This window comes from Streptomyces sp. NPDC102279 (assembly GCF_044766365.1).
Lineage (GTDB): Bacteria > Actinomycetota > Actinomycetes > Streptomycetales > Streptomycetaceae > Streptomyces.
Map to the genome: position 1 here is coordinate 300,663 of NZ_JBIWLU010000009.1, position 24,949 is coordinate 325,611.

General features: G+C 72.2%; 17 protein-coding genes and 3 tRNA genes. 8 read left to right on the forward strand and 12 right to left on the reverse strand.

From position 1 onward, the window contains the following. Nucleotides 1-3: 3 nt before the first annotated feature. Both ACIRQH_RS24645 and fxsT read left to right on the forward strand, forming a co-directional pair. Nucleotides 4-1,317: a TIR-like protein FxsC gene (locus ACIRQH_RS24645; RefSeq protein WP_404227003.1), complete on the forward strand. Its 1,314-nt coding sequence runs from the start codon at nt 4-6 to the stop codon at nt 1,315-1,317. Further along, a complete protein-coding gene (gene fxsT / locus ACIRQH_RS24650; RefSeq protein ID WP_404227004.1) occupies nt 1,314-5,261 on the forward strand; it encodes an FxSxx-COOH system tetratricopeptide repeat protein in 3,948 nt (1,315 codons plus the stop codon). The genes ACIRQH_RS24645 and fxsT overlap by 4 nt, the downstream gene beginning before the upstream one ends. 162 nt (nt 5,262-5,423) lie before the next feature. On the opposite strand, the gene ACIRQH_RS24655 is transcribed toward fxsT, so the two are convergent. The 4 genes from ACIRQH_RS24655 to ACIRQH_RS24670 all read right to left on the reverse strand — a co-directional run bounded on the left by ACIRQH_RS24655 (nt 5,424) and on the right by ACIRQH_RS24670 (nt 7,528). Then, nucleotides 5,424-6,407: an alpha/beta fold hydrolase gene (locus ACIRQH_RS24655; RefSeq protein ID WP_404227005.1), complete on the reverse strand. Its 984-nt coding sequence runs from the start codon at nt 6,405-6,407 to the stop codon at nt 5,424-5,426. Between the two features lie 727 nt (nt 6,408-7,134). Continuing rightward, nucleotides 7,135-7,211, reverse strand: a tRNA-Ile gene (locus ACIRQH_RS24660). Nucleotides 7,212-7,377: 166 nt separating this feature from the next. Continuing rightward, nucleotides 7,378-7,450, reverse strand: a tRNA-Asn gene (locus tag ACIRQH_RS24665). Between the two features lie 5 nt (nt 7,451-7,455). Next, nucleotides 7,456-7,528 (reverse strand) — tRNA-Asn (locus tag ACIRQH_RS24670). A 145-nt stretch (nt 7,529-7,673) separates the two neighbouring features. Here ACIRQH_RS24670 and ACIRQH_RS24675 point away from each other — a divergent pair. The 4 genes from ACIRQH_RS24675 to ACIRQH_RS24690 all read left to right on the forward strand — a co-directional run bounded on the left by ACIRQH_RS24675 (nt 7,674) and on the right by ACIRQH_RS24690 (nt 13,378). Further along, the gene (locus ACIRQH_RS24675) at nt 7,674-7,979 is read left to right on the forward strand and encodes a YtxH domain-containing protein (protein WP_358818913.1); all 306 of its coding nucleotides are present in this window, start codon (nt 7,674-7,676) and stop codon (nt 7,977-7,979) included. A gap of 97 nt (nt 7,980-8,076) precedes the next feature. Beyond that, nucleotides 8,077-9,531 carry an FGGY family carbohydrate kinase gene (locus tag ACIRQH_RS24680; RefSeq protein ID WP_388929949.1) on the forward strand — a complete coding sequence of 485 codons (1,455 nt, stop codon included), beginning with the start codon at nt 8,077-8,079 and terminating at the stop codon, nt 9,529-9,531. A 185-nt stretch (nt 9,532-9,716) separates the two neighbouring features. Further along, complete coding sequence (locus ACIRQH_RS24685) at nt 9,717-11,450, forward strand: ABC transporter ATP-binding protein (protein WP_358818915.1); 1,734 nt, start codon at nt 9,717-9,719, stop codon at nt 11,448-11,450. Continuing rightward, complete coding sequence (locus tag ACIRQH_RS24690; RefSeq protein ID WP_388929950.1) at nt 11,450-13,378, forward strand: ABC transporter ATP-binding protein; 1,929 nt, start codon at nt 11,450-11,452, stop codon at nt 13,376-13,378. The genes ACIRQH_RS24685 and ACIRQH_RS24690 overlap by 1 nt, the downstream gene beginning before the upstream one ends. A 137-nt stretch (nt 13,379-13,515) precedes the next feature. On the opposite strand, the gene ACIRQH_RS24695 is transcribed toward ACIRQH_RS24690, so the two are convergent. The 5 genes from ACIRQH_RS24695 to ACIRQH_RS24715 form a co-directional block, all read right to left on the reverse strand. Next, nucleotides 13,516-14,796, reverse strand: coding sequence for an RNA polymerase sigma factor (locus ACIRQH_RS24695; protein WP_388864691.1), 1,281 nt, complete (start codon nt 14,794-14,796; stop codon nt 13,516-13,518). 269 nt (nt 14,797-15,065) lie between these two features. Then, a complete protein-coding gene (gene dnaG / locus ACIRQH_RS24700; RefSeq protein ID WP_388864689.1) occupies nt 15,066-16,973 on the reverse strand; it encodes a DNA primase in 1,908 nt (635 codons plus the stop codon). Nucleotides 16,974-17,095: 122 nt separating this feature from the next. Then, complete coding sequence (locus ACIRQH_RS24705) at nt 17,096-18,361, reverse strand: FAD-dependent oxidoreductase (protein WP_358818919.1); 1,266 nt, start codon at nt 18,359-18,361, stop codon at nt 17,096-17,098. A 93-nt stretch (nt 18,362-18,454) separates the two neighbouring features. Continuing rightward, nucleotides 18,455-19,873 (reverse strand): deoxyguanosinetriphosphate triphosphohydrolase, encoded by a 1,419-nt coding sequence (locus ACIRQH_RS24710; protein WP_358818920.1) that lies wholly within the window; start codon nt 19,871-19,873, stop codon nt 18,455-18,457. An 84-nt stretch (nt 19,874-19,957) separates the two neighbouring features. After that, complete coding sequence (locus tag ACIRQH_RS24715; RefSeq protein WP_358818921.1) at nt 19,958-20,884, reverse strand: sirohydrochlorin chelatase; 927 nt, start codon at nt 20,882-20,884, stop codon at nt 19,958-19,960. Nucleotides 20,885-21,158: 274 nt separating this feature from the next. On the opposite strand from ACIRQH_RS24715, the gene ACIRQH_RS24720 reads away from it, so the two are divergent. After that, nucleotides 21,159-21,890, forward strand: coding sequence for a vancomycin high temperature exclusion protein (locus ACIRQH_RS24720; protein ID WP_404227006.1), 732 nt, complete (start codon nt 21,159-21,161; stop codon nt 21,888-21,890). Between the two features lie 49 nt (nt 21,891-21,939). On the opposite strand, the gene ACIRQH_RS24725 is transcribed toward ACIRQH_RS24720, so the two are convergent. From ACIRQH_RS24725 to cutA, 3 genes are all read right to left on the reverse strand, one after another. After that, nucleotides 21,940-22,140 (reverse strand): hypothetical protein, encoded by a 201-nt coding sequence (locus ACIRQH_RS24725; protein ID WP_388929951.1) that lies wholly within the window; start codon nt 22,138-22,140, stop codon nt 21,940-21,942. A gap of 115 nt (nt 22,141-22,255) precedes the next feature. After that, nucleotides 22,256-22,702, reverse strand: coding sequence for a gamma-glutamylcyclotransferase family protein (locus ACIRQH_RS24730; protein ID WP_404227007.1), 447 nt, complete (start codon nt 22,700-22,702; stop codon nt 22,256-22,258). Then, nucleotides 22,699-23,025 carry a divalent-cation tolerance protein CutA gene (gene cutA / locus ACIRQH_RS24735; RefSeq protein WP_388929953.1) on the reverse strand — a complete coding sequence of 109 codons (327 nt, stop codon included), beginning with the start codon at nt 23,023-23,025 and terminating at the stop codon, nt 22,699-22,701. The genes ACIRQH_RS24730 and cutA overlap by 4 nt, the downstream gene beginning before the upstream one ends. A 182-nt stretch (nt 23,026-23,207) precedes the next feature. Between cutA and ACIRQH_RS24740 the strand changes: the two genes are divergently transcribed. Beyond that, nucleotides 23,208-24,851, forward strand: coding sequence for a M4 family metallopeptidase (locus ACIRQH_RS24740; protein ID WP_404227008.1), 1,644 nt, complete (start codon nt 23,208-23,210; stop codon nt 24,849-24,851). Nucleotides 24,852-24,949: the final 98 nt, after the last annotated feature.

Below are 24,949 nucleotides of genomic sequence, written 5' to 3' on the forward strand. Positions count from 1 at the left end.
CGCGTGGACATACCTGAACGGGCATCGGACAACCGGCCGTACTTCTTCCTGAGTTACGCCCACACACCGGCCTGGGGGCCCGGTGGCGGGGATCCGGACCACTGGGTGCAGGTCCTCTTCACGGATCTGTGCGACCACATCATGGCGCTGACCGACCTGCCCGCGGGCGTGCCCGCCGGGTTCATGGACCGGGAGATGCGTTCGGGGGACGGCTGGCCGGAGAAACTCAGCGAGAACCTCGCCAACTGCCGGGTGTTCGTGCCGCTGTTCTCGCCGCGCTACTTCACCAGTGAGAGTTGCGGCCGGGAATGGTTCGCCTTCAACGAACGCATTCTGCGGGCCCGGGCCACCAGCAACGGCGCGGTGCAGGCGATCGTCCCCGCACTGTGGACGCATATCGACTACGCCCAACTCCCGGATTCCGTACGGCACATCCATGTGGACCACGCCCAGTTCGGGGACCGTTACGCGGCCAACGGCATCTACGGTCTGATCAAACTGAACCGGCTGCGCGACGAGTACGAGGAAACGGTCCTCGGCCTCGCCCAGCGGATCGTGCAGATCGCGCAGGATTCTCCGCTGCCCTCCAGCAGACCGCGCCCCTACGAGAGCACGCCGAGCGCGTTCAAGCCGCGCGGCGAGGGTCCCCGGCGCATCCACCTGACGGTGGCGGCACCCACCCGGCACAGCATCCCCGAGCACCGGGACGCCCGCCCCTACGGCGAGGACGCCCAGGACTGGAACCCGTACCACTCGGAGTCGACCCGTTCGCTGCCCGCTCTCGCCGAGGAACTCATCCGCTCCCTCGACTACCGGATCACGGTGTCCTCGTTCGACGACGAGACCACCGACGACGACCTGGGCGCGGACGACACGGAGAAGGCCGGCCCGAGCCACCCGGGCATCCTGCTCGTCGACCGCTGGGCGCTCACCGACGAGGAACGGGCCCGCAGGCTCAAGGCGTTCGACGCCAGCGCCCGGCCCTGGATCAGCGCGGTCGTCCCGTGGAACCGGACCGACATCCAGTGCCACGGCGAGGAGGGCCGGCGCCTGGCGGCGGAACTCGAACGGACCCTGCCGCTGATCCTCGACCGGGGGCGGCGCGCGGACTGCCGGGTCGCCGTCAACGGCGTACCCACGCTGAAGGCCTTCACCGACGTACTCCCTGTCGTCGTCGCGCACGCGACCCGGCAGTACCTCAAGCACGCCGAGGCGCATCCGCCCGCGGGCCCGGCCGTCCGCCGGCCCCGCCTGATGGGCCCCACCCACCGGCCGCTGCCCGAAGGCGGATCCGACCACGGAGGAGAAGAAGCATGACGGCCGTGCAGGACGGACGGATCATCACCTTCTACTCGTACAAGGGAGGCACGGGCCGCACCATGGCCCTGGCCAACACGGCCTGGATCCTCGCCGCCAACGGCAGGCGCGTCCTCGCCGTCGACTGGGACCTGGAGGCCCCCGGCCTGCACCGCTTCTTCCATCCCTTCCTCGACCCCAACGCGCTCGCGGCCACCACCGGCGTCATCGACATCATCAACGAGTACGCATGGGCCGCGACCACCGGAACCCAGCGCTCCGGCGAATGGCACCGGGACTACGCGCGCGTCGAGCAGCACGCCATCTCCCTGACGCCCGAACGCCTCGGACTGCGCTTCCAGGAGGGCGGCTCGCTCGACTTCCTCTCCGCCGGGCGCCAGGACCGCTCGTACTCGGCGAGCGTCTCGTCCTTCGAGTGGGACAACTTCTACGAACGGCTCGGCGGCGGCCTCTTCCTCGACGCCCTGCGCGACGACATGCGGGCCTCCTACGACTACGTGCTGATCGACAGCCGCACCGGGCTCTCCGACAACGCCGACATCTGCACCATCCAGATGCCCGACGTGCTGGTGGACTGCTTCACGCTCAGCGACCAGTCCCTCGACGGCGCGGCGGCCGTCGCCCGCAGCGTGGAGGACGGCTACCGCAAGCGGCCGATCCGGGTCCTGCCGGTGCCGATGCGCATCGACGAGGGCGAGAAGGAGAAGGTGGACGCCGGCCGGGCGCTGGCCCGTCTGAAGTTCGACGGACTGCCCAAGGGGCTCGGCGGCGAGGAACTGGCCGGCGAGGAACTGACGGCCTACTGGGGCGCCGTCGAGATCCCGTACCGCCCGTACTACGCCTACGAGGAGACCCTCGCCACCGTCGGCGACGAGAGCGGCATCGCCAACTCGCTGCTGTCCGCGTTCGAGCGGCTCACCGCGGTCATCACCGACGGCACCGTGACCGCCCTGCCGCCGGTTCCGGAGGCTGTACGGCTGCGCTGCCGGGACGCGTTCCTCAGGAGGCGGCCGATCTCCACCGCGGCGGACGTGGTGATCGCGTACACGGCGGAGAACCGGGTCTGGGCCGACTGGATCGAGTCGCTCCTCAAGCGGGCCGGCTGCCGGGTCACCCCGCACGACATCGCGTCCGGCCCCGGCGACCGCCCGGACCCGGCGACCCGCACCCTGGTGCTGCTGTCCAAGGCGTTCCGCAAGTCCCGGCACGCCGACCCCCTCTGGCGCGCCCTGACGGACGCCGAGGACGTGGCCCCGCACGACACCGCGCACGGCAGCGTCGTCCCCGTCCGGGTGGACGAGGTGCACCTGCCGCAGTCCTACCTCGACCGCAATCCGGTCGACCTGCACCGGCTCGACGAGGCCCAGTGCGTCAGCGCGCTCCTCGGCGCCCTGGAACTGCCGGGCCGGCCCGTCGAACCCGGCGCGGCGGGACCCCGGTTCCCGGGCAGCACCCCGGCCATCTGGAGCGCGCCGCAGCGCAACAACACCTTCACCGGCCGCGACGTCATCCTCAACCGGGTCCGCGACCAGCTCGGCGGCGGCATCTCCGTCGTCCTGCCGCAGCCGCAGGCGCTGTACGGACTCGGCGGCGTCGGCAAGACCCAGGTGGCGCTGGAGTACGTGCACCGGTTCATGGCCGACTACGACCTGGTGTGGTGGATCTCCGCCGAGGACCCCGGCAACGTCGTCTCCTCGCTCGCCGAACTCGCGGCCCGCATCGGCGCGCCCAGCGGCGAGGACATCAACCTGGCCAGCCAGGAAGCCGTGCAGATGCTGGCCCGCGGGGCGCCGACCAAGCGGTGGATCCTGATCTTCGACAACGCCGACGACCCGGCCCGCCTCACCCGCTTCTTCCCGGCCGGGGGCGGCGGCCACATCCTCGTCACCTCCCGCAACCAGGCGTGGGCGCAGCAGGGCGCCTCGCTGCCCATCGACGTGTTCCTGCGCGAGGAGAGCATCGATCACCTCACCCGGCGTGCCTCCGGGCTGACCGTGGAGGAGGCCGACCGGGTCGCGACCGCGGTCGGCGACCTGCCGCTGGCCGTCGAGCAGGCGGCGGCCTGGCTCGCGGAGACGGCCACCCCGATCGAGGAGTACCTGCGCCAGCTCGCCGAGCAGACCACCGAGGTCCTGGACCTCAACCAGCCCGCCGACTACCCGCAGACGGTGGCCGCGACCTGGAACATCTCCATCGCCCGACTGCGTGAACGCTCCCCGGCCTCGGTGCGGCTGCTCCAGCTGTGCGCGTTCCTGGCCGCCGAGCCGATCTCCTCGCACCTGCTCTACAGCAAGGAGATGATCGACGCCCTCAGGCCGTACGACCCGGCGCTGCAGGAGAGTCTGCTGCTCGGCCGGGTGATCCGGGAGATCGGCCGGTTCGCGCTCGCCAAGGTCGACCAGGTCAGCAACAGCATCCAGGTCCACCGGCTGGTGCAGGCCGTCATCCGCTCGCAGCTCACCGAGGAGGAGCAGCGGCAGGCGCGGCACGTGGTGCACACGGTCCTCGCGGGCTGCCGGCCGGACGGCGACGAACCGATCGACGACCCGGAGACCTGGCCGCGCTTCGCGGTCATCTGGCCGCACCTGGCGGCCTCGGACGCCCGCAACTGCACCGACTCCGCGACCCGCAGGCTCCTCATCGACCGCGTCCGCTACCTGTGGAAGCGCGGTGAGTTCCCCGGCGCGCAGGCGCTCGCCGAGGAACTCCTCGCCCACTGGGAGCCGATCCTCGGCGAGGACGACGTCCAGTTCCTGTACCTGCGCTGCCAGCTCGGCAACGTCCTGCGCTCCCAGGGGCGTTACGTGGAGGCCCGGGACATCAACACGGCGCTCCTGGAACGCCAGCAGCGGGTCCTCGGACCCACGCACCCGCACACGTACGTCACCATGTCCGGCCTCGCCAGCGACCTCGCGGCGCTCGGGGTGTACGAGTCGGCGGTGGAGTTCGCGCGCGAGGCGCACGACGGGTTCCGGCAGATCTTCCACGAGTCGCACCGCCGCACCCTGAGCGCCGCCAACAACCTCGCGCTCGCACTGCGCATGGTCGGCCGCTACGGCGAGGCCCGCGTCCTCGACCAGGAGACCTTCGACCGCCGCACGGAGGTCCTCGGCCCCGACCACCCGTACACGCTCGCCTCGGCGGCGCGTCTGGGCCGCGACCTGCGCGAGGTCGGCCGCTACGGCGAGTCGGTGTCCCTCCTCTCGCGCGCCTACGACGCCCACAAGCGCATCCTCGGCAAGGACTTCCCGGGCACGCTGAGCTGTGCGAAGTCCCTCGCGGTGTCGCTGCGGCGGGCGGGCGAGTTCGAGGACGCCCGGCGGCTCACCACGGCGACGCGCGCGCAGTACCGGCAGCAGTACGAGGCACCGACCCCGGACTCGCTGGCCTGCGACCTCAACATGGCGGCGGACCTGTTCGCGGCGGACGAGCGGGAGGCGGCGCGCGAGGTCGCCCGGGAGGCCCTCACGGAGTACATGAAGGTGCCGGGCGAGGCCCACCCGTACACCCAGGCCGCGCTGAACAACCTGGGGATCTTCCACTGGGGCTGCGGCGACGCCGAGGAGGCGGAGAGGGTGTTCCGCAAGGTGCTGCGGCGGATGGGCGAGGTCCTCGGCGAGAAGCACCCGCACACCCTGTTCACCGGCATCAACTACGCCAACGTCCTCGCCGACCAGGGCCGGCTGGCCGAGGCCCGTGAGCTGGAGGAGAAGGCCGTCGTGACCCTGCGTACGGTGCTCGGCCCGCACCACCCGGAGACGCTCGCCATCGTCGCGAACGCCGGCCTGACCCTCGCCGCGCTCGGCCGCAGGGACGAGGCCCGCATGATGCGCGACGCGGCCCTCACGGAACTGCGCGCGCTCCTCGGCGAGGAGAACGGCATGACCCGCGTCGCCGCGGACGACCGCCGTATCTACCGGGACCTGGAACCCCTGGCGGTGTGAGACCCGGACGGGGCGCCCGGAGAGACCGGCCGACGGCTTCTCCGCGCGCCCCGACGACGGGGTCCCGCGGCGGAGGCGCGTTCCCGTGGGCCGCGTGTCGTGCCGGAGCCCGGTGACCGGCCGGGCATCGGTGACCGTTGCGGGTGCCCGACGCCCGGATCCTCAGAGCGGGGTGGCGGCCTGCGAGCGCGCCCGGCCGGTCGGCGCCGGCGGGAGACCGGCGTGGGCGCCCGCGCCGGAGGTCACCGCGCGGCCCCGCCTGCTGCCGGGCCACACCGGAGTGTCCGCGAGCAGCCAAGCCAGCACCTTGGGCAGTGCCCGCAGCGCGGCGAAGTGGGCGGCGGTGGGTTCGAGGACGGCGGTGGCCCGGGGAATCCGGGCGGCCATCCACGAGGAGTGCGACGCCGGGGAGAACACGTCCTTCACCCCGTGCCACAGCAGCACCGGCACCCGGATGTCCGCCGGCTCGAAGCCCCAGTTCCCGGTGAGGGCGAGCGCGTCGTCGATCCAGCCGTACGGGGAGGTCCGCAGCGCCTCGCGGTAGTTGCGCAGCAGCATCGAGCGGATGGTGTTGTCGGAGACAATCTGCCGGTCGTCCGCGGTGAGTTCGGGCCGCAGATCCTCCAGCAGGCGCACCGGGTCCCGGCGGATGGCGGCGGACCGCGGGATCAGCCGGGCGGTGAAGCGGTCCGGGTCGGTGAACGCGGTCCGGAACTCGTTGACGTTCGACGGCGCCATCCCGGCGAACCAGTCGAGCCCCTCGGCGCCGCGCGGGGCGAGCCCCACGAGTGCCGCGGCCCGGGTCACCCGCTGCGGCATCAGCGCGGCGCAGGCCAGCGCGTGCGGGGCGCCTCCGGACCGGCCGGCCACGGCGAACCGGTCGATGCCCAGGGCGTCCGCGATGGACGCGACGTCCTGCACGACGTCGACGACCCGTCGTCCCGGGAGCCGGTCCGATCCTCCGTACCCGGGGCGGTCGTAGCTGATCAGACGGGTGCCGCGCTGGTACAGGAACATGGACCGGGGCCGCGGCCCGACCCGGCTGCCGGGCATGCCGTGCAGCAGGAACACGGGGCGTCCCCGTGGATCCCCCGAGATCTCGACGCGCAGCAACCGCCCGTCCGCCGAACGCACATGGTCACGCACAGCGCTCCCCCTCCCTCGGTCCGGACGGACCGGGACAAACGCTGCCGAGTGCCTGCCCGCCCGGGTGTACGACGAAACGAGTTCGCAGGTCAACCTGACTGCCAGATCAAGCCACTTGCGGCCACGAGCGCTCCGGCCGGGAGCGGGAGGGAAGAGGGGGAACGGCCGGGTCAGTACGGCAGGATGCGTCCCGAAGGGGTCCTGCGGTCGATCGGCATCTCGCGCGGCGCGGCGGGCCGGCGGCTGACGCGAATCCGGATCTGACGGTTCATGACCCCTCCTCATGACTGACGATCCCCCGCGTCGTCGCCGACGCGCTTAGACGCATGGTGCCCACGGAGAACCGCTCCTACCCTCCGAGCAGGATGTTCCGTACGGCACCCTCCCGAGTGCGGGGCCCGCGGGGAGGAGCCGGGCCCCGCGCTCGGGAGGGTGCCGACGGCTCGGGTGGGGGGACCGGTCGGTGCGAGCCGTCCGCGGGGGGCTTCCGGCGTCCCGGCGATCAGTGCCGCGGGCCCCTCCGGGACGGCCTCGGGGCGGTTTCGGTGTACTCCGTCCGAGGGCCGGTCAGGCCGTTCGGGTGAGGGGCGAGTTGGCCGGAACGGGGGCCTCCGCGAGGGCGGTGCGACCGGGGTTCCTCGGTTGGGCGGGGCGCCCTCGCGGGCTCTCAACTCGCCTGATCCGCCAGCGAAGTTGCTGGTCGCATCGATTCTTCCCGCGTAGCGTGTGGTGGGGCGGGTGGGACTCGAACCCACGGCCGACGGATTATGAGTCCGCTGCTCTAACCGGCTGAGCTACCGCCCCGTCACGGCGCGCCGCGCACATTTGTGCGCGCCGTCTGCCGCAGCATAGCCGCTCATACGATCTCCTGCTTCGGATGGTCGGCATCGCACGACCATGAGGACTTCGGCGTGCCCCGGGCGGTTCCACCGGACATGAAAAAGGACCCCTGAGGGGTCCTCTTCCGTTGCTCTCCCGACTGGACTCGAACCAGTAACCTGCCGGTTAACAGCCGGCTGCTCTGCCAATTGAGCTACAGGAGACCGAGCTCCCCCGACTGGACTCGAACCAGTAACCTGCCGGTTAACAGCCGGCTGCTCTGCCAATTGAGCTACAGGGGAATGTCTCGTTGCATCGAACGCACCTACCTGGGTATTCGCCAGGAAGCGTGTGCTCGCTGCGACACATACATTAGCGCAAGCAGGGGGGTGCTCCGCCAATCGGTTCCCTCCGTACCGATGCCGACGCAAGGGAAGGGTGGCTGTCATGCGCTACAAGCTCACATTCGTCGCCGGACTGGCCCTGGGGTACGTGCTCGGCACGCGCGCCGGGCGAGAGCGGTACGAGCAGCTGAGGAAGTCCGCTCGTCAGGTCTCGCAGAACCCGGCGGTGCGCAACACCGCCGAGACCGCGGCCCAGCAGGGCCGGGCGATCGCGGGCAAGGCGTTCCACACGGTGAGCGAGAAGGTGGGCGACCGCGTCCCCGACTCGGTCACCGACCGGGTCCGCTCGCTCCGGCAGCGGAACACGGGCGGGACCGGACAGGACGACTGGGGCACCAGCAACACCTGACCGGCACACCCGTCACACCGGAGGAATCAAGGGCCGCGCCGGATCTCGTGCACCCGCCCGGCGCCGCCACCCTCTGTCGTACGGCAGAATTTCCGCCATGGGGATAGTCGCCGGGTTGGACAGTTCGCCCGATTTCACTCGAATCGTCGTCTGCGACGCGGACACGGGCACCGTGCTGCGGCAGGGCTACGCGCCGCATCCGCTCGACGGCGCCGAGGGCGGAGGACGTCCGTCCGACGTCGATCCACAGGCCTGGCTGCTGTCCCTGGGCGAGGCCGCCGGCGGCGGCCTGCTCGAAGGCGTGCAGGCCATCGGGGTGTCCGCACAGCAGAACGGGCTCGTCCCGCTGGACGCGCAGGGCAACACCGTGCGGCCCGCGCTGGTCGGCGGTGACAAGCGGGCGCAGGTCGCGGCGGCCGATCTCATCGACGCGCTCGGCGGGCGCGAGGCGTGGGCGCAGGCCGTGGGCAGCGTCCCGCAGGCCGCGCAGCCGGTGACCAAGCTCCGCTGGCTGAACAAGACCGAACCCGACGCGGCGCGGCGGACCGCCATGCTGCTGCAGGCCCACGACTGGCTGGTGTGGCAGCTGCTCGGGCGGCCGGTGCGCAGGACCACGGACCGGGGCGGCGCCTCCGGGACCGGCTACTGGTCGGCGGCGACCGGTGGATACCGCCCCGACCTCATCGAACTCGCCCTCGGCCACCACGCCGCGCTCCCCGAGGTGCTCGGCCCGTCCGACGCGGCGGGGACCACGCCCGAGGGGCTGCTGATATCCGCCGGCACCGGCGAGACCATGGCGGCGGCGTTCGGGCTCGGCATCGGGCTCGGCGACGCGGTGGTGTCGCTCGGCGCCTCCGGTTCCGTGATGGCCGTGCACACCGGAGCGCTGGTGGACTCCACCGGCATGATCACCTCCCTCGCGGACGCGACCGGCATGCACCTCCCGGTCGTCAGCACGCTCAACGCCGTACGGGCCCTGCGCGGCGCCGCCGAGCTGCTCGGCGTGCCGGACCTGGAGGGCCTGTCCGACCTGGCGATGAAGTCGACGCCGGGCTCGCACGGGCTGGTCCTGCTGCCGTACCTGGAGGGCGAGCGCACGCCGAACCTGCCGCACACGGCGGGGACGCTGGCGGGACTGCGGCGGGAGTCGATGCGGCCCGAGCACCTGGCACGGGCGGCCTTCGAGGGCATGCTGTGCGGTCTCGCGGACGCGCTCGACGTCCTGCGCGGGCGCGGCGTCGACGTCCGCCGGATCTTCCTGCTCGGCCAGGCCGCCGAGCTGCCCGCCGTGCAGGCCGTGGCGCCCGCGCTGTTCGGCGCGCCGGTCGTGGTGCCCCAGCCCGCGGACTACGCGGCGCTCGGTGCGGCCCGCCAGGCCGCCTGGGCCCTCGGCGCCTCCCAGGGCACTCTCGACCGGCGGAACCCGCCCGCCTGGCAGGGTCCGGTCGCCCAGGTGCTGGAGCCCGGCGACGAACTCGCCGTGGGCCAGGCCGTACGACAGCAGTACGTGTCCGTACGGGAACAGACGCATCCCGGGGCGTTCCGGGCGTAACGGTCCACAGCCGGTTTCCCGGCGCCCGACCGGCGTACGTCCAGGGACGGAGCCATGGTCCGTTCTTGGTCCGCACTTGGGTCAATCGGTTGAGGTAACACCGGTGGAGTGTCCGACGATAGGGGGTGGTGCACCATCCAGCGCCCGCCGATCACCCAGCCGTCGACGATTCCGAGAGACCCCGCGTGCTCATACGACTCCTGCGGACCCACCTGAGTCCGTACAAGAAACCGATCGCCCTACTGGTGCTGCTGCAGTTCCTGCAGACCTGCGCCACGCTCTACCTGCCCACGCTCAACGCGCACATCATCGACAACGGTGTCGTGAAGGGGGACACGGACTACATCCTGTCCTTCGGTGCCCTCATGATCGGCATCTCGCTGGCGCAGGTCGTCTGCAACATCGGGGCCGTCTACTACGGCGCCCGGACGGCGTCCGCGGTCGGCCGGGACGTCCGGGCCGCCGTGTTCGACCGCGTCCAGTCCTTCTCCGCACGTGAGATGGGTCACTTCGGAGCACCCTCGCTGATCACCCGCACCACCAATGACGTCCAGCAGGTGCAGATGCTCGCACTGATGACGTTCACCCTCCTGGTGTCGGCCCCGATCATGTGTGTGGGCGGCATCATCCTGGCCCTCGGCCTCGACGTACCGCTGTCCGCGGTGCTCATCGCCGTGGTGCCCACCCTCGGTATCTGCGTCACGCTCATCGTGCGCCGGCTGCGCCCGCTCTTCCGCACCATGCAGGTGCGCCTGGACACCGTGAACCGGGTGCTGCGCGAGCAGATCACCGGCAACCGGGTGATCCGCGCGTTCGTGCGCGACGGCTACGAGAAGGAGCGCTTCAAGGGCGCCAACACCGACCTCACCGAGACGTCGCTGGCCACCGGCCGGATGCTCGCCCTGATGTTCCCGATCGTCATGACGGTGGTGAACGTGTCGTCCATCGCCGTCGTCTGGTTCGGCGCCCACCGCATCGACAGCGGCGGCATGCAGATCGGTGACCTCACCGCGTTCCTCGCCTACCTGATGCAGATCGTCATGTCCGTGATGATGGCCACCTTCATGTTCATGATGGTGCCGCGCGCGGAGGTCTGCGCCGAGCGCATCCAGGAGGTCCTGGGCACGGACAGCAGCGTGGTCCCGCCCGTCGCGCCCGTCCTGGAGCTGCGCCGCCACGGCCACCTGGAGCTCCGCGCGGCGGGCTTCCGCTACCCGGGTGCCGAGGAGCCGGTCCTGAGGTCCGTCGACCTCGTGGCGCGCCCGGGGGAGATCACCGCCGTCATCGGCTCGACGGGCAGCGGCAAGTCGACGCTGCTCGGCCTGGTTCCCCGGCTGTTCGACGCCACCGACGGCGAGGTCCTCGTCGACGGCGTCGACGTGGCGACGATCGGCCCGAAGCTGCTGGCCAGAACGGTCGGAATGGTCCCGCAGAAGCCGTACCTGTTCGCCGGGACCGTCGCCACGAACCTGCGCTACGGCAACCCCGACGCGACCGACGAGGAGCTGTGGCACGCCTTGGAGGTCGCGCAGGCCAAGGGCTTCGTCGACCGCCTCGAAGGCGGCCTGGACGCGCCGATCGCCCAGGGCGGCACCAACGTGTCGGGCGGCCAGCGCCAACGCCTGGCCATCGCCCGCACCCTGGTGCAGCGCCCCGAGATCTACCTCTTCGACGACTCCTTCTCGGCCCTCGACTACGCGACCGACGCGGCGCTGCGCGCGGCGCTCGCCGAGGAGACCGCCGAGGCCACCGTGGTGATCGTCGCCCAGCGGGTGTCGACCATCCGCGACGCCGACCGGATCGTGGTCCTCGACGAGGGCCGGGTCGTCGGCACCGGACGCCATCACGAACTGATGGCCGACAACGAGACCTACCGGGAGATCGTCCTCTCCCAGCTGACGGAAGCGGAGGCCGCCTGATGGCCGGGCCGATGGGGCGCATGATGGCCGGGAGCGGCCCGGACCAGCGCTCGATGGAATTCAAGGTGTCGGGCCGCAGGCTCCTCACCCATTTCAAGCCCGAGCGCGCCACGCTGTACGTGATGCTGGTCGCCGTCGTCTTCAGCGTCGGCCTGTCGGTGGTCGGCCCGAAGATCCTCGGCCGCGCCACCGACCTGGTCTTCGCGGGCATCGTCGGCCGTCAGATGCCGGCCGGCGCCACCAAGGCCGAGTCCCTGGACTCGCTGCGCGCGCACGGCCAGGGCGCCGTCGCCGACATGCTCAAGAGCACGGACTTCACCCCCGGTGAGGGCATCGACTTCCACGCCGTCGGCAGCGTCCTGCTCCTCGCGCTCTGTACGTTCCTGCTGGCCGGCCTGCTGATGGCGGTCGCGACGCGGCTGGTCAACCGGTCCGTCAACAGGACCGTCTACCGGATGCGCGAGGACCTCCAGGCGAAGCTGTCGCGGCTGCCGCTGTCGTACTTCGACAAGCGTCAGCGCGGTGAGGTCCTCAGCCGGGCCACGAACGACATGGACAACATCCAGCAGACCCTCCAGCAGTCGATGGGCCAGCTCGTCAACTCGCTGCTGACCATCGTGGGGGTGCTCGCGATGATGTTCTGGGTGTCGCCGCTGCTCGCGCTCGTCGCGCTGGTCACGGTGCCGCTGTCGTTCGTCGTCGCCACCCGGATCGGCAAGCGCTCGCAGCCGCACTTCGTGCAGCAGTGGCGCACCACCGGCAAGCTCAACGCCCACATCGAGGAGATGTACACCGGCCACAACCTGGTGAAGGTGTTCGGGCGGGCCGACGAGTCGGCCGCGCAGTTCGCCGAGCAGAACGACAAGCTCTACCAGGCCGGGTTCAAGGCCCAGTTCAACAGCGGGATCATGCAGCCGCTGATGATGTTCGTCTCCAACCTGAACTACGTGCTGGTCGCGGTCGTCGGCGGACTGCGCGTCGCCTCCGGCACGCTGTCGATCGGTGACGTGCAGGCCTTCGTCCAGTACTCCCGCCAGTTCTCGATGCCGCTGACGCAGGTCGCGTCGATGGCGAATCTGGTGCAGTCGGGTGTGGCGTCGGCGGAGCGGGTCTTCGAGATCCTCGACGCGGACGAGCAGGAGGCGGACCCGGCGGTCTCGGCCGGCCCCGCCGAGCTGCGCGGGCGCGTGGCGCTGGAGCACGTGTCGTTCCGCTACGACCCGGAGAAGCCGCTCATCGAGGACCTCTCGCTGACGGTGGAGCCGGGCCAGACGGTCGCCATCGTCGGCCCGACCGGGGCCGGCAAGACCACCCTGGTGAACCTCCTGATGCGGTTCTACGACGTCACGGGCGGCCGCATCACCCTCGACGGGGTCGACGTGGCGTCCATCTCCCGTGACGAACTGCGGGCCGCGATCGGCATGGTGCTCCAGGACACCTGGCTGTTCGGGGGCACGATCGCCGACAACATCGCGTACGGCGCCGCGCGGGAGGTCACCCGCGGGGAGATCGAGGAGGCGGCGCGCGCCGCGCACGCCGACCGGTTCGTCCGTACGCTGCCCGACGGCTACGACACCGTGATCGACGACGAGGGATCGGGTGTCAGCGCGGGCGAGAAGCAGCTGATCACGATCGCCCGGGCGTTCCTGTCGGACCCGGTCATCCTGGTGCTCGACGAGGCGACCAGCTCCGTGGACACCCGGACCGAGGTGCTGATCCAGAAGGCGATGGCGAAGCTGGCGCACGGCCGGACGTCGTTCGTGATCGCCCACCGCCTGTCGACGATCCGGGACGCCGACACGATCCTCGTGATGGAGGACGGCGCGATCGTGGAGCAGGGCGCGCACACCGAACTCCTGGAGTCCGGCGGCGCCTACGCCCGCCTCTACCAGGCCCAGTTCGCCCAGGCGGTCGCCGAGGTCGACTAGCCCGGTGCCTCCCCCCTGGACCCCGTTGAAGTTCTTCAGCCCCTGCGGCGACGGAGGAGCGGGGGTCCGGGGGCGGCGCCCCCGGAACGGGACGGGCAGAGGCGGAGGGCGGAACCCGCGCCCGTGCCCTCGGCCCGTCAGTCCAGGTATCCGCGCAGCTGGTCCGCGAAGGCGTGGTCCCGCAGCTTGTTCAGGGTCTTGGACTCGATCTGCCGGATGCGCTCGCGCGTGACACCGAAGATGCGGCCTATCTCCTCCAGGGTCCGCGGACGCCCGTCCGCCAGCCCGTACCGCAGCTGCACGACCTTCCGCTCCCGCTCCCCGAGCGTCGACAGCACCGCCTCCAGGTGCTGCCTGAGCAGCAGGAACGCGGCGGACTCGACCGGTGAGGCCGCGTCACCGTCCTCGATGAGGTCCCCGAGGGCGACGTCGTCCTCCTCCCCCACGGGCGCGTGCAGGGACACCGGCTCCTGGGCCAGCCGCAGGACCTCGCTGACCCGCTCGCCGGTCAGGTCGAGATGGGCGGCGACCTCTTCGGGACTGGGTTCGTAGCCGCGCTCCTGGAGCATCCGCCGCTGCACGCGGACCACCCGGTTGATCAGCTCGACCACGTGCACGGGGACGCGGATGGTGCGTGCCTGGTCGGCGAGGGCGCGGGACATGGCCTGCCGGATCCACCAGGTGGCGTACGTGGAGAACTTGTAGCCGCGGGCGTAGTCGAACTTCTCGACCGCCCTGATGAGCCCGAGATTGCCCTCCTGGACCAGGTCGAGCATGGTCAGCCCACGCCCCACGTACCTCTTGGCCACCGAGACCACGAGCCGCAGGTTCGACTCGATGAGCCGACGCTTGGCCATCCGGCCCATGACGACGATCTTGTCCAGGTCGAGGGCGAGCTGGCTGTCCAGGTCCGGGGTGAGACGCAGCTTCTCCTCCGCGAAGAGTCCGGCCTCGACGCGGCGGGCGAGGTCGACCTCCTCGGCCGCGGTGAGCAGCGGGATCCGCCCGATCTCGCGCAGATACTGCCGGAACAGGTCCGACGACGGGCCGCCGGTGTCGGCGGCGCGGCCTCGCGGCACCTCGGCGGGCTCCTCGGCCTCGGTCTCCACTTCCGCCTCTGCCCCGGGAGTCTGCGACGGGCCGTCCGGGTCGGCCTCGGGGTGGTGCGCGGCACGGCTCTGCGCGGGTACCGCCGCGACGACGTCGGCGTCCGTGACGGTGGTGTTGTCGGTCTCGGCGAGGGTCTGGGTCTGCACGGGGGCGACCTCCAGGAATGTCGCTGCTGAGTCGTGCGGCAGCGGTACGTCCGGGATGGGCTCGACGGCCTCGCCGCTGTCCATCCCGTAGTCGTTTGGCGGAACCGCGGGAAAAGGGAACCCGTCGCGTGCGGGTCTGCCGCGCTCCGAGGACTCAGGCACCGGAACCCAGTGTGGAGTACGACACATCGCCGCCACGAGGGGCGTGCGGTGACTTTTTGCGTCCGGTCCGTGACCGCCTGGTTACCGTTGCGGACGAGTGCGCAGTTCAGCGGAGCCGCAAGCGGCGGGGGCCGGTCCGGGATTGGCATGTGCCGGGGCCCCGCGGACGCGTCCCGTGCCCCGGGCGCCCCGCGGACGCGTCCCGTGCCCGGGCGCCCCGCCCCCGTGCGCGGCCGCGCACCACCCCGGCACGCGGGGCCGGGCCGGCCTCAGAGGGCTTCGACGCCCTTCTCGCGCAGCGCCTGGCCGTACTGCTGGAGCACCCACAACTCGTTCTGCACGGCGGCCAGCTGGGCCGGGTCGCCGCCCGCGCTGAGCCGGGACAGGGAGCCCTGGACGTCGCGGATGCGGCGGTCGACGGCGCGGCGGCGGACCGCGACGAGCTGGTCGCCCGCATAGGTCTCGTCGACGGTCTTGCGCAGGATCGCCTCGACCGCCAGCTCCGTGACCATCGCCCGCACGGCGTCGTCCGGGGCGGCGTCGCGGACGCGGATCAGGTACTCCTGGGGGTCCTGCACGCCGTGATCGGCGCCGCCCGCGTCCATGACGGCCTGGCGCACCGCGGCGTACGGGGGTGCGGTGAACTCGTCCATGCCGTACGCGTCGAACGCCGGGGCGACCAGTTCGGGCCGCTGCAGGGCGAGTTTGAGCAGCTCGCGCTCGGTGGCGAAGACGGGGTTGCGCAGGGTGAGGGCCGGGCCGCCGTTCGTGGGGGCCTGGGCGGCGGTGTGCGTCTGCTGGGAGCGGTTCCCGGCCGCCGGCGCGGGTCCCCTGCCGCCGCGGTCGCGTGCCCAACGGGCCAGCTGCGACACCCGCTTGACGACGAACTGGGTGTCGAGGATGCCGAGCATGCCCGCGAGCTGGACGGCCACCTCGTGCTGTGCCCCGCTGTTCTTGATGCGGGCGACGATCGGGGCGGCCTCGTCGAGGGCGGCGGCGCGCCCGGCCGGGGTCTCCAGGTCGTAGCGCAGGACGATCTGGCGGAGCGCGAACTCGAAGAGCGGTGTGCGCGGTTCGACCAGGTCGGCGACGGCCTCGTCGCCCTTGGCGAGGCGCAGCTCGCAGGGGTCCATGCCGTCGGGGGCGATGGCGATGTACGTCTCGGCGGCGAACTTCTGGTCGTCCTCGAAGGCGCGCAGGGCCGCCTTCTGACCGGCCGAGTCGCCGTCGAAGGTGAAGATCACCCGGGCCGAGCCGTTGTCCATGAGGAGGCGGCGGAGGATCTTGATGTGGTCGCTGCCGAACGCGGTGCCGCAGGTCGCGATGGCGGTGGTGATGCCGGCCATGTGGCAGGCCATGACGTCGGTGTAGCCCTCGACGACGACCGCCCGGCTGCTTTTGGCGATGTCCTTCTTGGCGAGGTCGATGCCGTACAGCACCTGGGACTTCTTGTAGATCGCCGTGTCGGGCGTGTTCAGGTACTTCGGGCCGTTGTCGGAGTCGTAGAGCTTGCGGGCGCCGAAGCCGACGACCTCGCCGCCGATGTCGCGGATGGGCCACATGAGGCGGCCGCGGAAGCGGTCGATGGGGCCGCGGCGGCCCTCCTGGGAGAGGCCTGAGAGGACCAGCTCCTTGTCGGTGAAGCCCTTGCCGCGCAGATGGCGGGTGAGGTGGTCCCAGCCCTGGGGGCTGTAGCCGACGCCGAAGTGGGCGGCGGCGGCCTGGTCGAAGCCGCGCTCGGCGAGGAACGTGCGGCCGGTGTCGGCCTCGGGGCTGGTGCCGAGCTGCTCGATGTAGAACTGGGCGGCGGCCTTGTGCGCCTCGACCAGCCGGATCCGCTCGCCGCGCTGGTGGGAGGGGTTGTACCCGCCCTCCTCGTAGCGCAGGGTGATGCCGGCCTGGCCGGCGAGGCGCTCCACCGACTCGGAGAAGGTGAGGTGGTCGACCTTCATCACGAACGTGATGGTGTCGCCGCCCTCCTGGCAGCCGAAGCAGTGGAAGAGGCCCTTGCTGGGGCTGACCTGGAACGACGGTGACTTCTCGTCGTGGAAGGGGCACAGGCCCTTCAGATTCCCGCCGCCCGCGTTGCGCAGCTGGAGGTACTCGGACACCACGGCGTCGATCGGGACCGCGTCCCGAACCGCCTTCACGTCCTCGTCGTTGATCCTGCCGGCCACGTGGTGATTCTACGGGGCCGGACCGACACTCCTGGGGCCAGGTGAGGGACGCCGTGCCGGGGTCCGGGGGAACTGCTCCGGACCCCGGCACGGAAGGGGTGGGCGGCGGGTGCCGCCGTGCGTCACGGGACCAGGCTGTCCAGGGGGACGTGCGGGTCGGCGAGCGCGTCGGCGTCCACCTGGATCCGGGACCGGACGAGCTGCTGGATCGGGTCCGTGACATCCCACACGTTCACGTTCATCCCGGCGAGCACCCTGCCCTCCTTCAGCCAGAAGGCGATGAACTCCCGCTTTCCGGCGTCACCGCGGATCACCACCTGGTCGTACGTCCCCGGGGGCGCCCAGCCCGAGTACTCCAGGCCGACGTCGTACTGGTCGGAGAAGAAGTAGGGCACCCGGTCGTACGGCGTGCCGCGGCCCAGCATGGAGCGGGCGGCGGCCGGTCCGCCGTTCAGGGCGTTGGCCCAGTGCTCGACGCGCAGCCGGGTGCCGAAGAGGGGGTGCTGGAAGGAGGCGACGTCACCGGCGGCGAACACGTCGGGGTCGGAGGTGCGCAGCATCTCGTCGACCGCGATGCCCCCGCCGTGCTCCCGGCCCGCGAGTTCCAGCCCCGCGGCCTCGGCGAGACCGGTGCGCGGGGCGGCGCCGATGGCGGCGAGGACGTCGTGTGCGGGGTGCTCCTCGCCGTCGTCGGTGCGGGCGGCCAGCACCATGCCGTCCTGGCCGATGATCTCGGTGAGCCGGGCGCCGAAGTGGAACCGCACGCCGTGCTCGCGGTGCAGCTCGGCGAAGACCTGGCCCAGTTCGGGGCCGAGCACGCTGTGCAGCGGGGTCGCCTCGGGCTCGACGACGGTGACCTCGGCGCCGTACTCGCGGGCCGCCGCGGCGATCTCCAGGCCGATCCAGCCGGCTCCGGCGATGACGATGTGGCCGTTGTCCCGGCCGAGGGCGGCGAGGACGCCCTTGAGCCGCTCGGCGTGGGCGAGGCGGCGCAGGTGGTGCACGCCCGCGAGGTCGGTGCCCGGGATGTCGAGGCGGCGCGGCTCGGAGCCCGTGACGACGAGGAGCTTGTCGTAGTGGACGAGGGTGCCGTCGTCCCCGAAGCGCACGGTTTTGGCCGCACGGTCGATCGCGTCGACGGTCTGGCCGAGGTGCAGCTCGATGTCGTTGCGCGCGTACCAGGCGGGTTCGTGGACGAAGACGCTGTCGCGTTCCTCCTTGCCGAGGAGGTAGCCCTTGGACAGCGGCGGACGTTCGTAGGGGTGGTCGCGCTCGTCGCAGATCAGTATCACGCGTCCGGTGAAGCCCTCCGCTCGGAGCGTCTCGGCCGCCTTGGCGCCTGCCAGGCCTCCTCCGACGATGACGAATGTCTGATCCGCGTCGACCACTTGATGCCTCCTCGTAAGGATGTCGCCATATGCGAGAGTCCCGCACGCAGCGTGATGCGGGAAGGGGGAGTGGCCCGATCAGGCCACTCAGGGTCACACTCCGGCGCCTCCATGGGAACGCGTGGTGAGCCTGAGGTGCAGGGAACGCGCCGAGGCATCCGTGAGGGATGCGATCTGGTCGACGATCACCCGCTTGCGGGCGCGGTCGTCCGCCGCGTGCTCGAACAGGGCCCGGAACTGGGGATCGAGGACCTCGGGCGCGCGGGCGGTGAGCGCCTCGGCGAGTTCGGCGACGACGACCCGCTGGTCGGCGCGGAGCCGCTCCTGCTCGGCGCGCTGCATCACGTACCGGTCGGCGACCGCCTTGAGGACGGCGCACTCGTGCCGGGCGGCGCGGGGCACCACCAGTTCCGCCGCGTACCGGGTGAGGCGGCCGCTGCCGTGGCGGGCCCGGGTGGCGCCCTCCGCCGCCAGGCAGAACCGGCCGATGAGCTGGCTGGTGGCGTCCTTCAGCCGGGCCTGGGCGACGGCCGATCCGTCGTAGCGGTGCGGCCACCACTCCTGGCCGAGGAGCCGGTCGAGGGCCTCGGCCAGCTCGCCCGGATCGGTGTCCGCGGGCACGTACCGCCCGATGGCGACGTCGAAGATCTCCGCGCGCTCCGGTCTGGACGTGAGGCTGGCGGGGTCGATGTGGCCGGCGTGCAGGCCGTCCTCGACGTCGTGCACCGAGTAGGCCACGTCGTCGGACCAGTCCATCACCTGGGCCTCGAAGCACGTCCGGGTGCCGGGGGCGCCCTCGCGGATCCAGTCGAAGACCGGCCGATCGTCCTCGTAGACCCCGAACTTCGGTGACCGGGGGTCGGTGGGGCAGGCGCCTCTGGGCCAGGGGTACTTGGTGGCGGCGTCGAGGGCGGCGCGGGTGAGGTTGAGGCCGACGCTGACGAGGTCCTCGTCGGCGTCGGCGGGCGCCGAGGCCACCATGTCGCTGCGCACGAAGCGCTTGGGTTCGATCCGGGTGAGCAGCCGCAGCGACTGGGCGTTGCCCTCGAACCCGCCGCAGTCCTCGGCGAATTCGTTGAGTGCCTGTTCGCCGTTGTGCCCGAAGGGCGGGTGGCCGAGGTCGTGCGAGAGGCAGGCCGCCTCGACCAGGTCGGGGTCGCAGCCGAGGGCGGCGCCGAGGTCGCGGCCGACCTGGGCGCACTCCAGGGAGTGCGTCAGCCGGGTGCGGGGGCTGGCGTCCCACACCTGGATGGGGATCTCCCCGGTGCGGGCGGGGCCGAGGACCTGGGGCAGGGTGCCGGGGGTGACGACCTGGGTCTTGCCGGCGAGGCGTCGCAGGGCGGCGGAGTGCAGCACGCGGGCGCGGTCGCGCTGGAAGGCGGTGCGGCCGGGGTGTTTGTCGGGCTCGACGGCCCGGCGCTCGACGGCTGACACGTCGTACTCGTCGTGTGCGGCGGGGTTCTCGGGGGCCTTCGGTGCGGGTCCTGCTGCGTGCCGTTCCATGCCTTCCATGCACCGACAGTAAACGCCGCCGGTGACAAGCGGGGCGCCCGGCACCGGCGGCGGCGGGCGCGGGCCGGCGCGGGACCGCCGGGGTCAGGCCGGGGTGAGGGCGCGCTCCGGGGCCGGCTCGGGGGCCGCGAGGGCCTGGTCGTAGCGGTGCAGGACGAGTCGGACCATCGCCGGGTGGTCGCCGAGGGGTTCGGCGCGGATCCACGGGCCGGCCTCGGCGCACCGGGAGGCGAGCCGGCCCGGGGCGGTGAAGTGGGAGGCGACGGCGATCCGGTGGCGGCCACGGGCGGCGAGGGCGCGCAGGGCGGCCGGGACGGTGGGGGCGGCGCCGGAGGCGTACGCGGGGACGACGGGCACGCCGAGCCGCTCGGCGAGCAGCTGGGCGGTGCGGCGGGTGTCGGCGGCGGACTCCACGAGCCGGGAACCCGCGGACGCGAGGACGACGGCACTGGCGCGGCGGACCGTGTCGCTCATCGCGGCCGGCCAGCCGGCCTCCACGAGCCGGTCGTGGAGGGTCTCCACGAGCAGCGGGTGCGGGCCGAGCGGGGCGGCGACGCGGACGGGCGGGCCGGGGGCGGCGGCGGCCGCCTCGGGCAGGTCGCGCCGGACGTGGTGGCCGCGGCCGAGCAGCAGCGGGACGAGAACGGCGCCGGCGCCCTGCCCGCCGCCGAGCGAGGCGAGCGTGCCGGAGAGCGGGGGGTCGCTCACGTCGATGTGCCCGAGGCGCACGGTCAGGTGCGGGCGCAGCTCGCGGACGCGTTCGGCCAGGGCGCGGACGGTGCTGAGCGCGCGCGGGTCGCGGCTGCCGTGGGCGGCCAGCACGAGCGTGGGCGGCGCGGGACGGCGGGTGCCGTTGAGCGAGACCAGGCTGAGCTGGCTGCCGAGCTGACTGGTGATCCGGTTCATCAGCTGCGCCGTGGTGTCGAGCTGCCCGTCGAACCGGTCGGCGCGCGGCGGCGGCCCCGCGGAGCGGGCGGAGGACTCGTCTCGGGGTGGATACGACGCCGTCATGGGGGCGATCCTCGCGGTAGGAGGTTGCCGGGCCGTTGCACGGGCATGTCGGGCGTTTTCCGGCGGTTCACCGTACGGTACGCCTGCCGGACGAGCGCCTCCCACCTGCGGTTCCCCGGTCGCGGGTGACAGCACTCACGACGCCCCGGCGAACCGAACGGACTTGCGCCGCGTCCTCATGTGTCGAACACGTACATGAGAATCAGCGTCTGTCGGCCCCGACCCCGGGGCCGGGCCCGCACCCACGCGTGACGTCACCTGGGGGACATCGACCATGCCGCGTCTGCCGCGTCCGAAGCGTCCGGTCCTGCGCCGGCCGCGTCCGCTCCGACTGCTGCGCGCGGTGCGTCTGCCGCGGACCCGCAGGGGCCAACGGCGTTGCGTGCAGGCGCTGATGGTCCTGTGCGTGCTGGCTCTCCTCCCGATGACGTGGATGTACGTGTCGACGGGCGACCGGCTGCGGACGACGGCGGACGCCCCGCGCACCGAGGTGGCGGTCGTCTTCGGCGCGGGTCTGTGGGACGGCGAGCCGTCCCCGTATCTCGCGCACCGGCTGGACGCGGCCGCGAAGCTGTACCGGGCGGGCCGGATCGAGGTCGTCCTCGTCACCGGCGACAACAGCCGCGAGGACTACGACGAGCCGGACGCGATGCGCGCCTACCTCACCGCGCACGGGGTGCCGGACCGGCGGATCGTCAGCGACTACGCGGGCTTCGACACCTGGGACTCGTGCGTCCGGGCGCGCAGGATCTTCGGCGTCCACGAGGCGGTCCTGATCAGTCAGGGCTTCCACATCCGCCGGGCCGTCGCCCTGTGCCGGGCCGCGGGCGTCCGCTCGTACGGCATCGGCGTCGACGCCAAGCACGACGCGACCTGGTACTACGGCGGCACCCGGGAGATCTTCGCGGCGGGCAAGGCCGCGCTGGACGCGGTGTTCCGGCCGGACCCGCGGTTCCTCGGCCGGAAGGAGCACGGGGTGGCCCGGGCGCTGGCGGCCGGCCGGTAGACGCAGCGGACGCGTAACGGGCAGCGGAGCGACCGGCGGGACGGGAGCGTCAGTTCCCGCCCGCGCCGTCAGCGCCCTCCGCTCCGGCCGTCCCGTCGGACCGCTTCGGTGCGGTGGCGTCCCGGGGGCCCGGTGAGGCGTCCGGTTCGGGATCGGCGGTGCAGGAGCTGAGCCCGATGCCCAGGGCCGCGCCGACGGCCGCGCCGCCGAGCGCGAGGACACGTCGTCTGGTGAGGTCGCGGTCGGTCATGGCCGGACCCTAGGGGGTGCCGGCGCCCGCGCGGGCGGGGCGCGCGGACCGGCCACCCGCACGGGTGCACACCAAACCGGCGGGCGTTCCCCGGCCGGGGTGTGTGCGGGCGCGGCTAGGCAGGGCGGTGTGCGGGCCCGTCCGCCGTCGCGCCGTGCCACTCGCCGCTCCCGATCGGGCGTCCGCCGGCCCGCAGGCGCGCGGCGACGCCTGGCGCCGCGATGTACACCCAGGCGGGGACGGCCCTGCCGTCGGCGAGGACGGCATCGCGCGTGACCCGCTCGTACAGGTTGTGCGGATCGCCCGGCGCGTACTCCTCCAACGCGTCCAGTTCCGCGAGGAGTTCCTCGTACGCCCCGGGCAGCGCGGTCACGAGGTCGCCGGTCACCGTGCCGCCGGGCTCCTCGACGGCGTACGGGTATCCGGGCCCCGGGTGGAGCGCGAGCCCCGTCATCCGCGCGGGTTGCTCGGAGCGGGGCCGGCCGAGCAGGAACAGGTCGTGGTTGCGCTCGCCGGGGCGCAGGGTGCCGTAGACGAAGAAGGGCGGTCCCGTTCCGCTCACGGGGTCGTCTCCTCCCCCACCCACCGCAGGTAGTCCGCGCCGCCCGCGACGACCTGGGTCGCGATGATCTCGGGCGTCTCGTAGGCGTGGGCCTCGCGGAGGTACGCCTCCAGGGCGGGGTAGCGGACCGCGGTCGTCTTGAAGTGGATCTGCCACTCGACGGCCGTCTCGACCGCGCCCTGCCACCGGTAGACGGACGTGACCGGTCCCGAGATCTGCGCGCAGGCCGCGACCCTCCCCGCCACGGCGCCACGGGCCAACTCCGCCGCCTTCTCCGCCGAGTCGGTGGTGGTCAGAACGGCCAGGCAGGCCGGCGTCTCCATGATCGTCTCCCTTCGTGGGGGTACGGAAACGATTCTCGCCCGATCCCGCGTCCACCGCGTAGGCGCTATGGACATGACATGTCATGAACCTTTAAATCTGAGGCAGCTGTGCAGCGCCTCCGAGGCCGCTGTACGGCGCCTCCCCCACGCGCCCTCCCCAAGGGGCCTTCCCAAGGAGACCGATGAGTCGGACACGGCACATCCGAGGTTCCTCTCTCGCCACCGCGGGCGCCGCCGCGGCCGCGGCCGCCCTGCTGGCCGCCGCGCTCGCGCCCACCGCGCACGCCGACGCCCGGCCCGGCCGGGCCGCCGCCATCGCGAACGCGACCGCCGCCCTGGTGGACCACGCCACGGGCCTGGGCCTCACCTCCGCACAGGACACCTCCGTGCGGGACGTCGTCGTCGACCAGGACGGCACCCAGCACGTCCGCTACGACCGGACGTACCGTCACCTACCCGTCCTCGGCGGCGACTTCGTGATCCACCTGGCGCCGGGCGGCACGTACCGCGGCGCCGACCGGGCCACCACGAAGGCCGTCTCGCTCAACGGCGTCACCCCGGCGCTGTCCGCCCCGAAGGCCGCCGACCTCGCGGCGGCCGCGCTGCGCACCGCCAACCCGGGCGAGGCGCTGCGCAAGGTGACGGCCAAGCCGCAGCTCGTGGTCGACGCGCTGCACGGGGCGCCGAAACTCGCCTGGCGCACCACCGTGGTGGCCCAGGACACCCTCGGCAACCCGGTCGCCCGCATGGTCCTCACCGACGCCCGCACCGGCGCCCGGATCGACGCCTGGGACACCATCGAGACGGCAACCGGCGACGGCAAGTCGCTGTACAGCGGCACGGTTTCGCTGGAGACGACTCCGTCCGGATCCACGAACCAGCTGAAGGACCCGACGCGCGGGAACACGTACACGGGCGACGCGGCGAACAAGACGGACCTGTGCATCTTCGGGATCTGCATCAGCCGGGCGCCCGCGACGCTGTTCACCGACACGGACAACCACTGGGGCACCGGCGCGACGGCGGACCGCGCGTCCGCCGCGGTGGACGCGCAGTACGGCACCGACAAGACCTGGGACTACTACAAGAACGTGCACGGCAGGAACGGCATAGCCGGCGACGGCAAGGGTTCCTACAACCGGGTGCACTACGGCAACAACTACAACAACGCCTTCTGGGACGACAGTTGCTTCTGCATGACGTACGGGGACGGGGACGGCACGACGCTCGGGCCGCTGGTCGCGCTCGACGTCGCGGGGCACGAGATGTCGCACGGCGTCACCTCGAAGACCGCCGCGCTGACCTACTCGGGCGAGTCCGGCGGCCTGAACGAGGCGACCTCCGACATCTTCGGCACCATGGTCGAGTGGTACGCGAACAACTCCGCGGACCCCGGTGACTACCTGATCGGCGAGAAGATCGTCCGCCCGGGCTTCGGCAAGCCCGCCCTGCGCTTCATGGACAAGCCCTCCAAGGACGGCAACTCGGCCGACTGCTGGAGCAGTTCGGTCGGCGACCTCGACGTCCACTACTCCTCCGGCGTCGCCAACCACTTCGCCTACCTCCTCGCGGAGGGCAGCGGGGCGAAGACGGTGGGCGGCGTCAGCTACGACTCCCCCACCTGCAACGGCTCGACGGTGTCCGGCATCGGGCACGACAAGGTGGGCAAGATCTGGTACCGCGCGCTGACGGTCTACATGACGTCGTCGACGAAGTACGCGGGCGCCCGCACCGCCACGCTGAACGCGGCCAAGGACCTCTACGGCGCGGGCAGTACGGAGTACAACGCCGTGGCGGCGGCCTGGTCGGCGGTCTCGGTCGCCTGACCCCTCCGCATCCCGGAACACCGCTCACCGTGGGCAGGCGGCGCCAACGCCCGTCTGCCCACGGCCCGTTCCCCACCGACGGGTCCGGCGGTCCCCGC

What these genes read in the sequence shown, in the direction of transcription:
- fxsT (WP_404227004.1), top strand. Translation starts at nt 1,314, where the DNA reads ATGACGGCCGTGCAGGACGGACGGATCATCACCTTCTACTCGTACAAG.
- ACIRQH_RS24675 (WP_358818913.1), top strand. Translation starts at nt 7,674, where the DNA reads ATGCGCTACAAGCTCACATTCGTCGCCGGACTGGCCCTGGGGTACGTG.
- ACIRQH_RS24680 (WP_388929949.1), top strand. Translation starts at nt 8,077, where the DNA reads ATGGGGATAGTCGCCGGGTTGGACAGTTCGCCCGATTTCACTCGAATC.
- ACIRQH_RS24690 (WP_388929950.1), top strand. Translation starts at nt 11,450, where the DNA reads ATGGCCGGGCCGATGGGGCGCATGATGGCCGGGAGCGGCCCGGACCAG.
- ACIRQH_RS24710 (WP_358818920.1), bottom strand. Translation starts at nt 19,873, where the DNA reads ATGGAAGGCATGGAACGGCACGCAGCAGGACCCGCACCGAAGGCCCCC.
- ACIRQH_RS24715 (WP_358818921.1), bottom strand. Translation starts at nt 20,884, where the DNA reads ATGACGGCGTCGTATCCACCCCGAGACGAGTCCTCCGCCCGCTCCGCG.
- ACIRQH_RS24720 (WP_404227006.1), top strand. Translation starts at nt 21,159, where the DNA reads ATGCCGCGTCTGCCGCGTCCGAAGCGTCCGGTCCTGCGCCGGCCGCGT.
- ACIRQH_RS24725 (WP_388929951.1), bottom strand. Translation starts at nt 22,140, where the DNA reads ATGACCGACCGCGACCTCACCAGACGACGTGTCCTCGCGCTCGGCGGC.
- cutA (WP_388929953.1), bottom strand. Translation starts at nt 23,025, where the DNA reads ATGGAGACGCCGGCCTGCCTGGCCGTTCTGACCACCACCGACTCGGCG.
- ACIRQH_RS24740 (WP_404227008.1), top strand. Translation starts at nt 23,208, where the DNA reads ATGAGTCGGACACGGCACATCCGAGGTTCCTCTCTCGCCACCGCGGGC.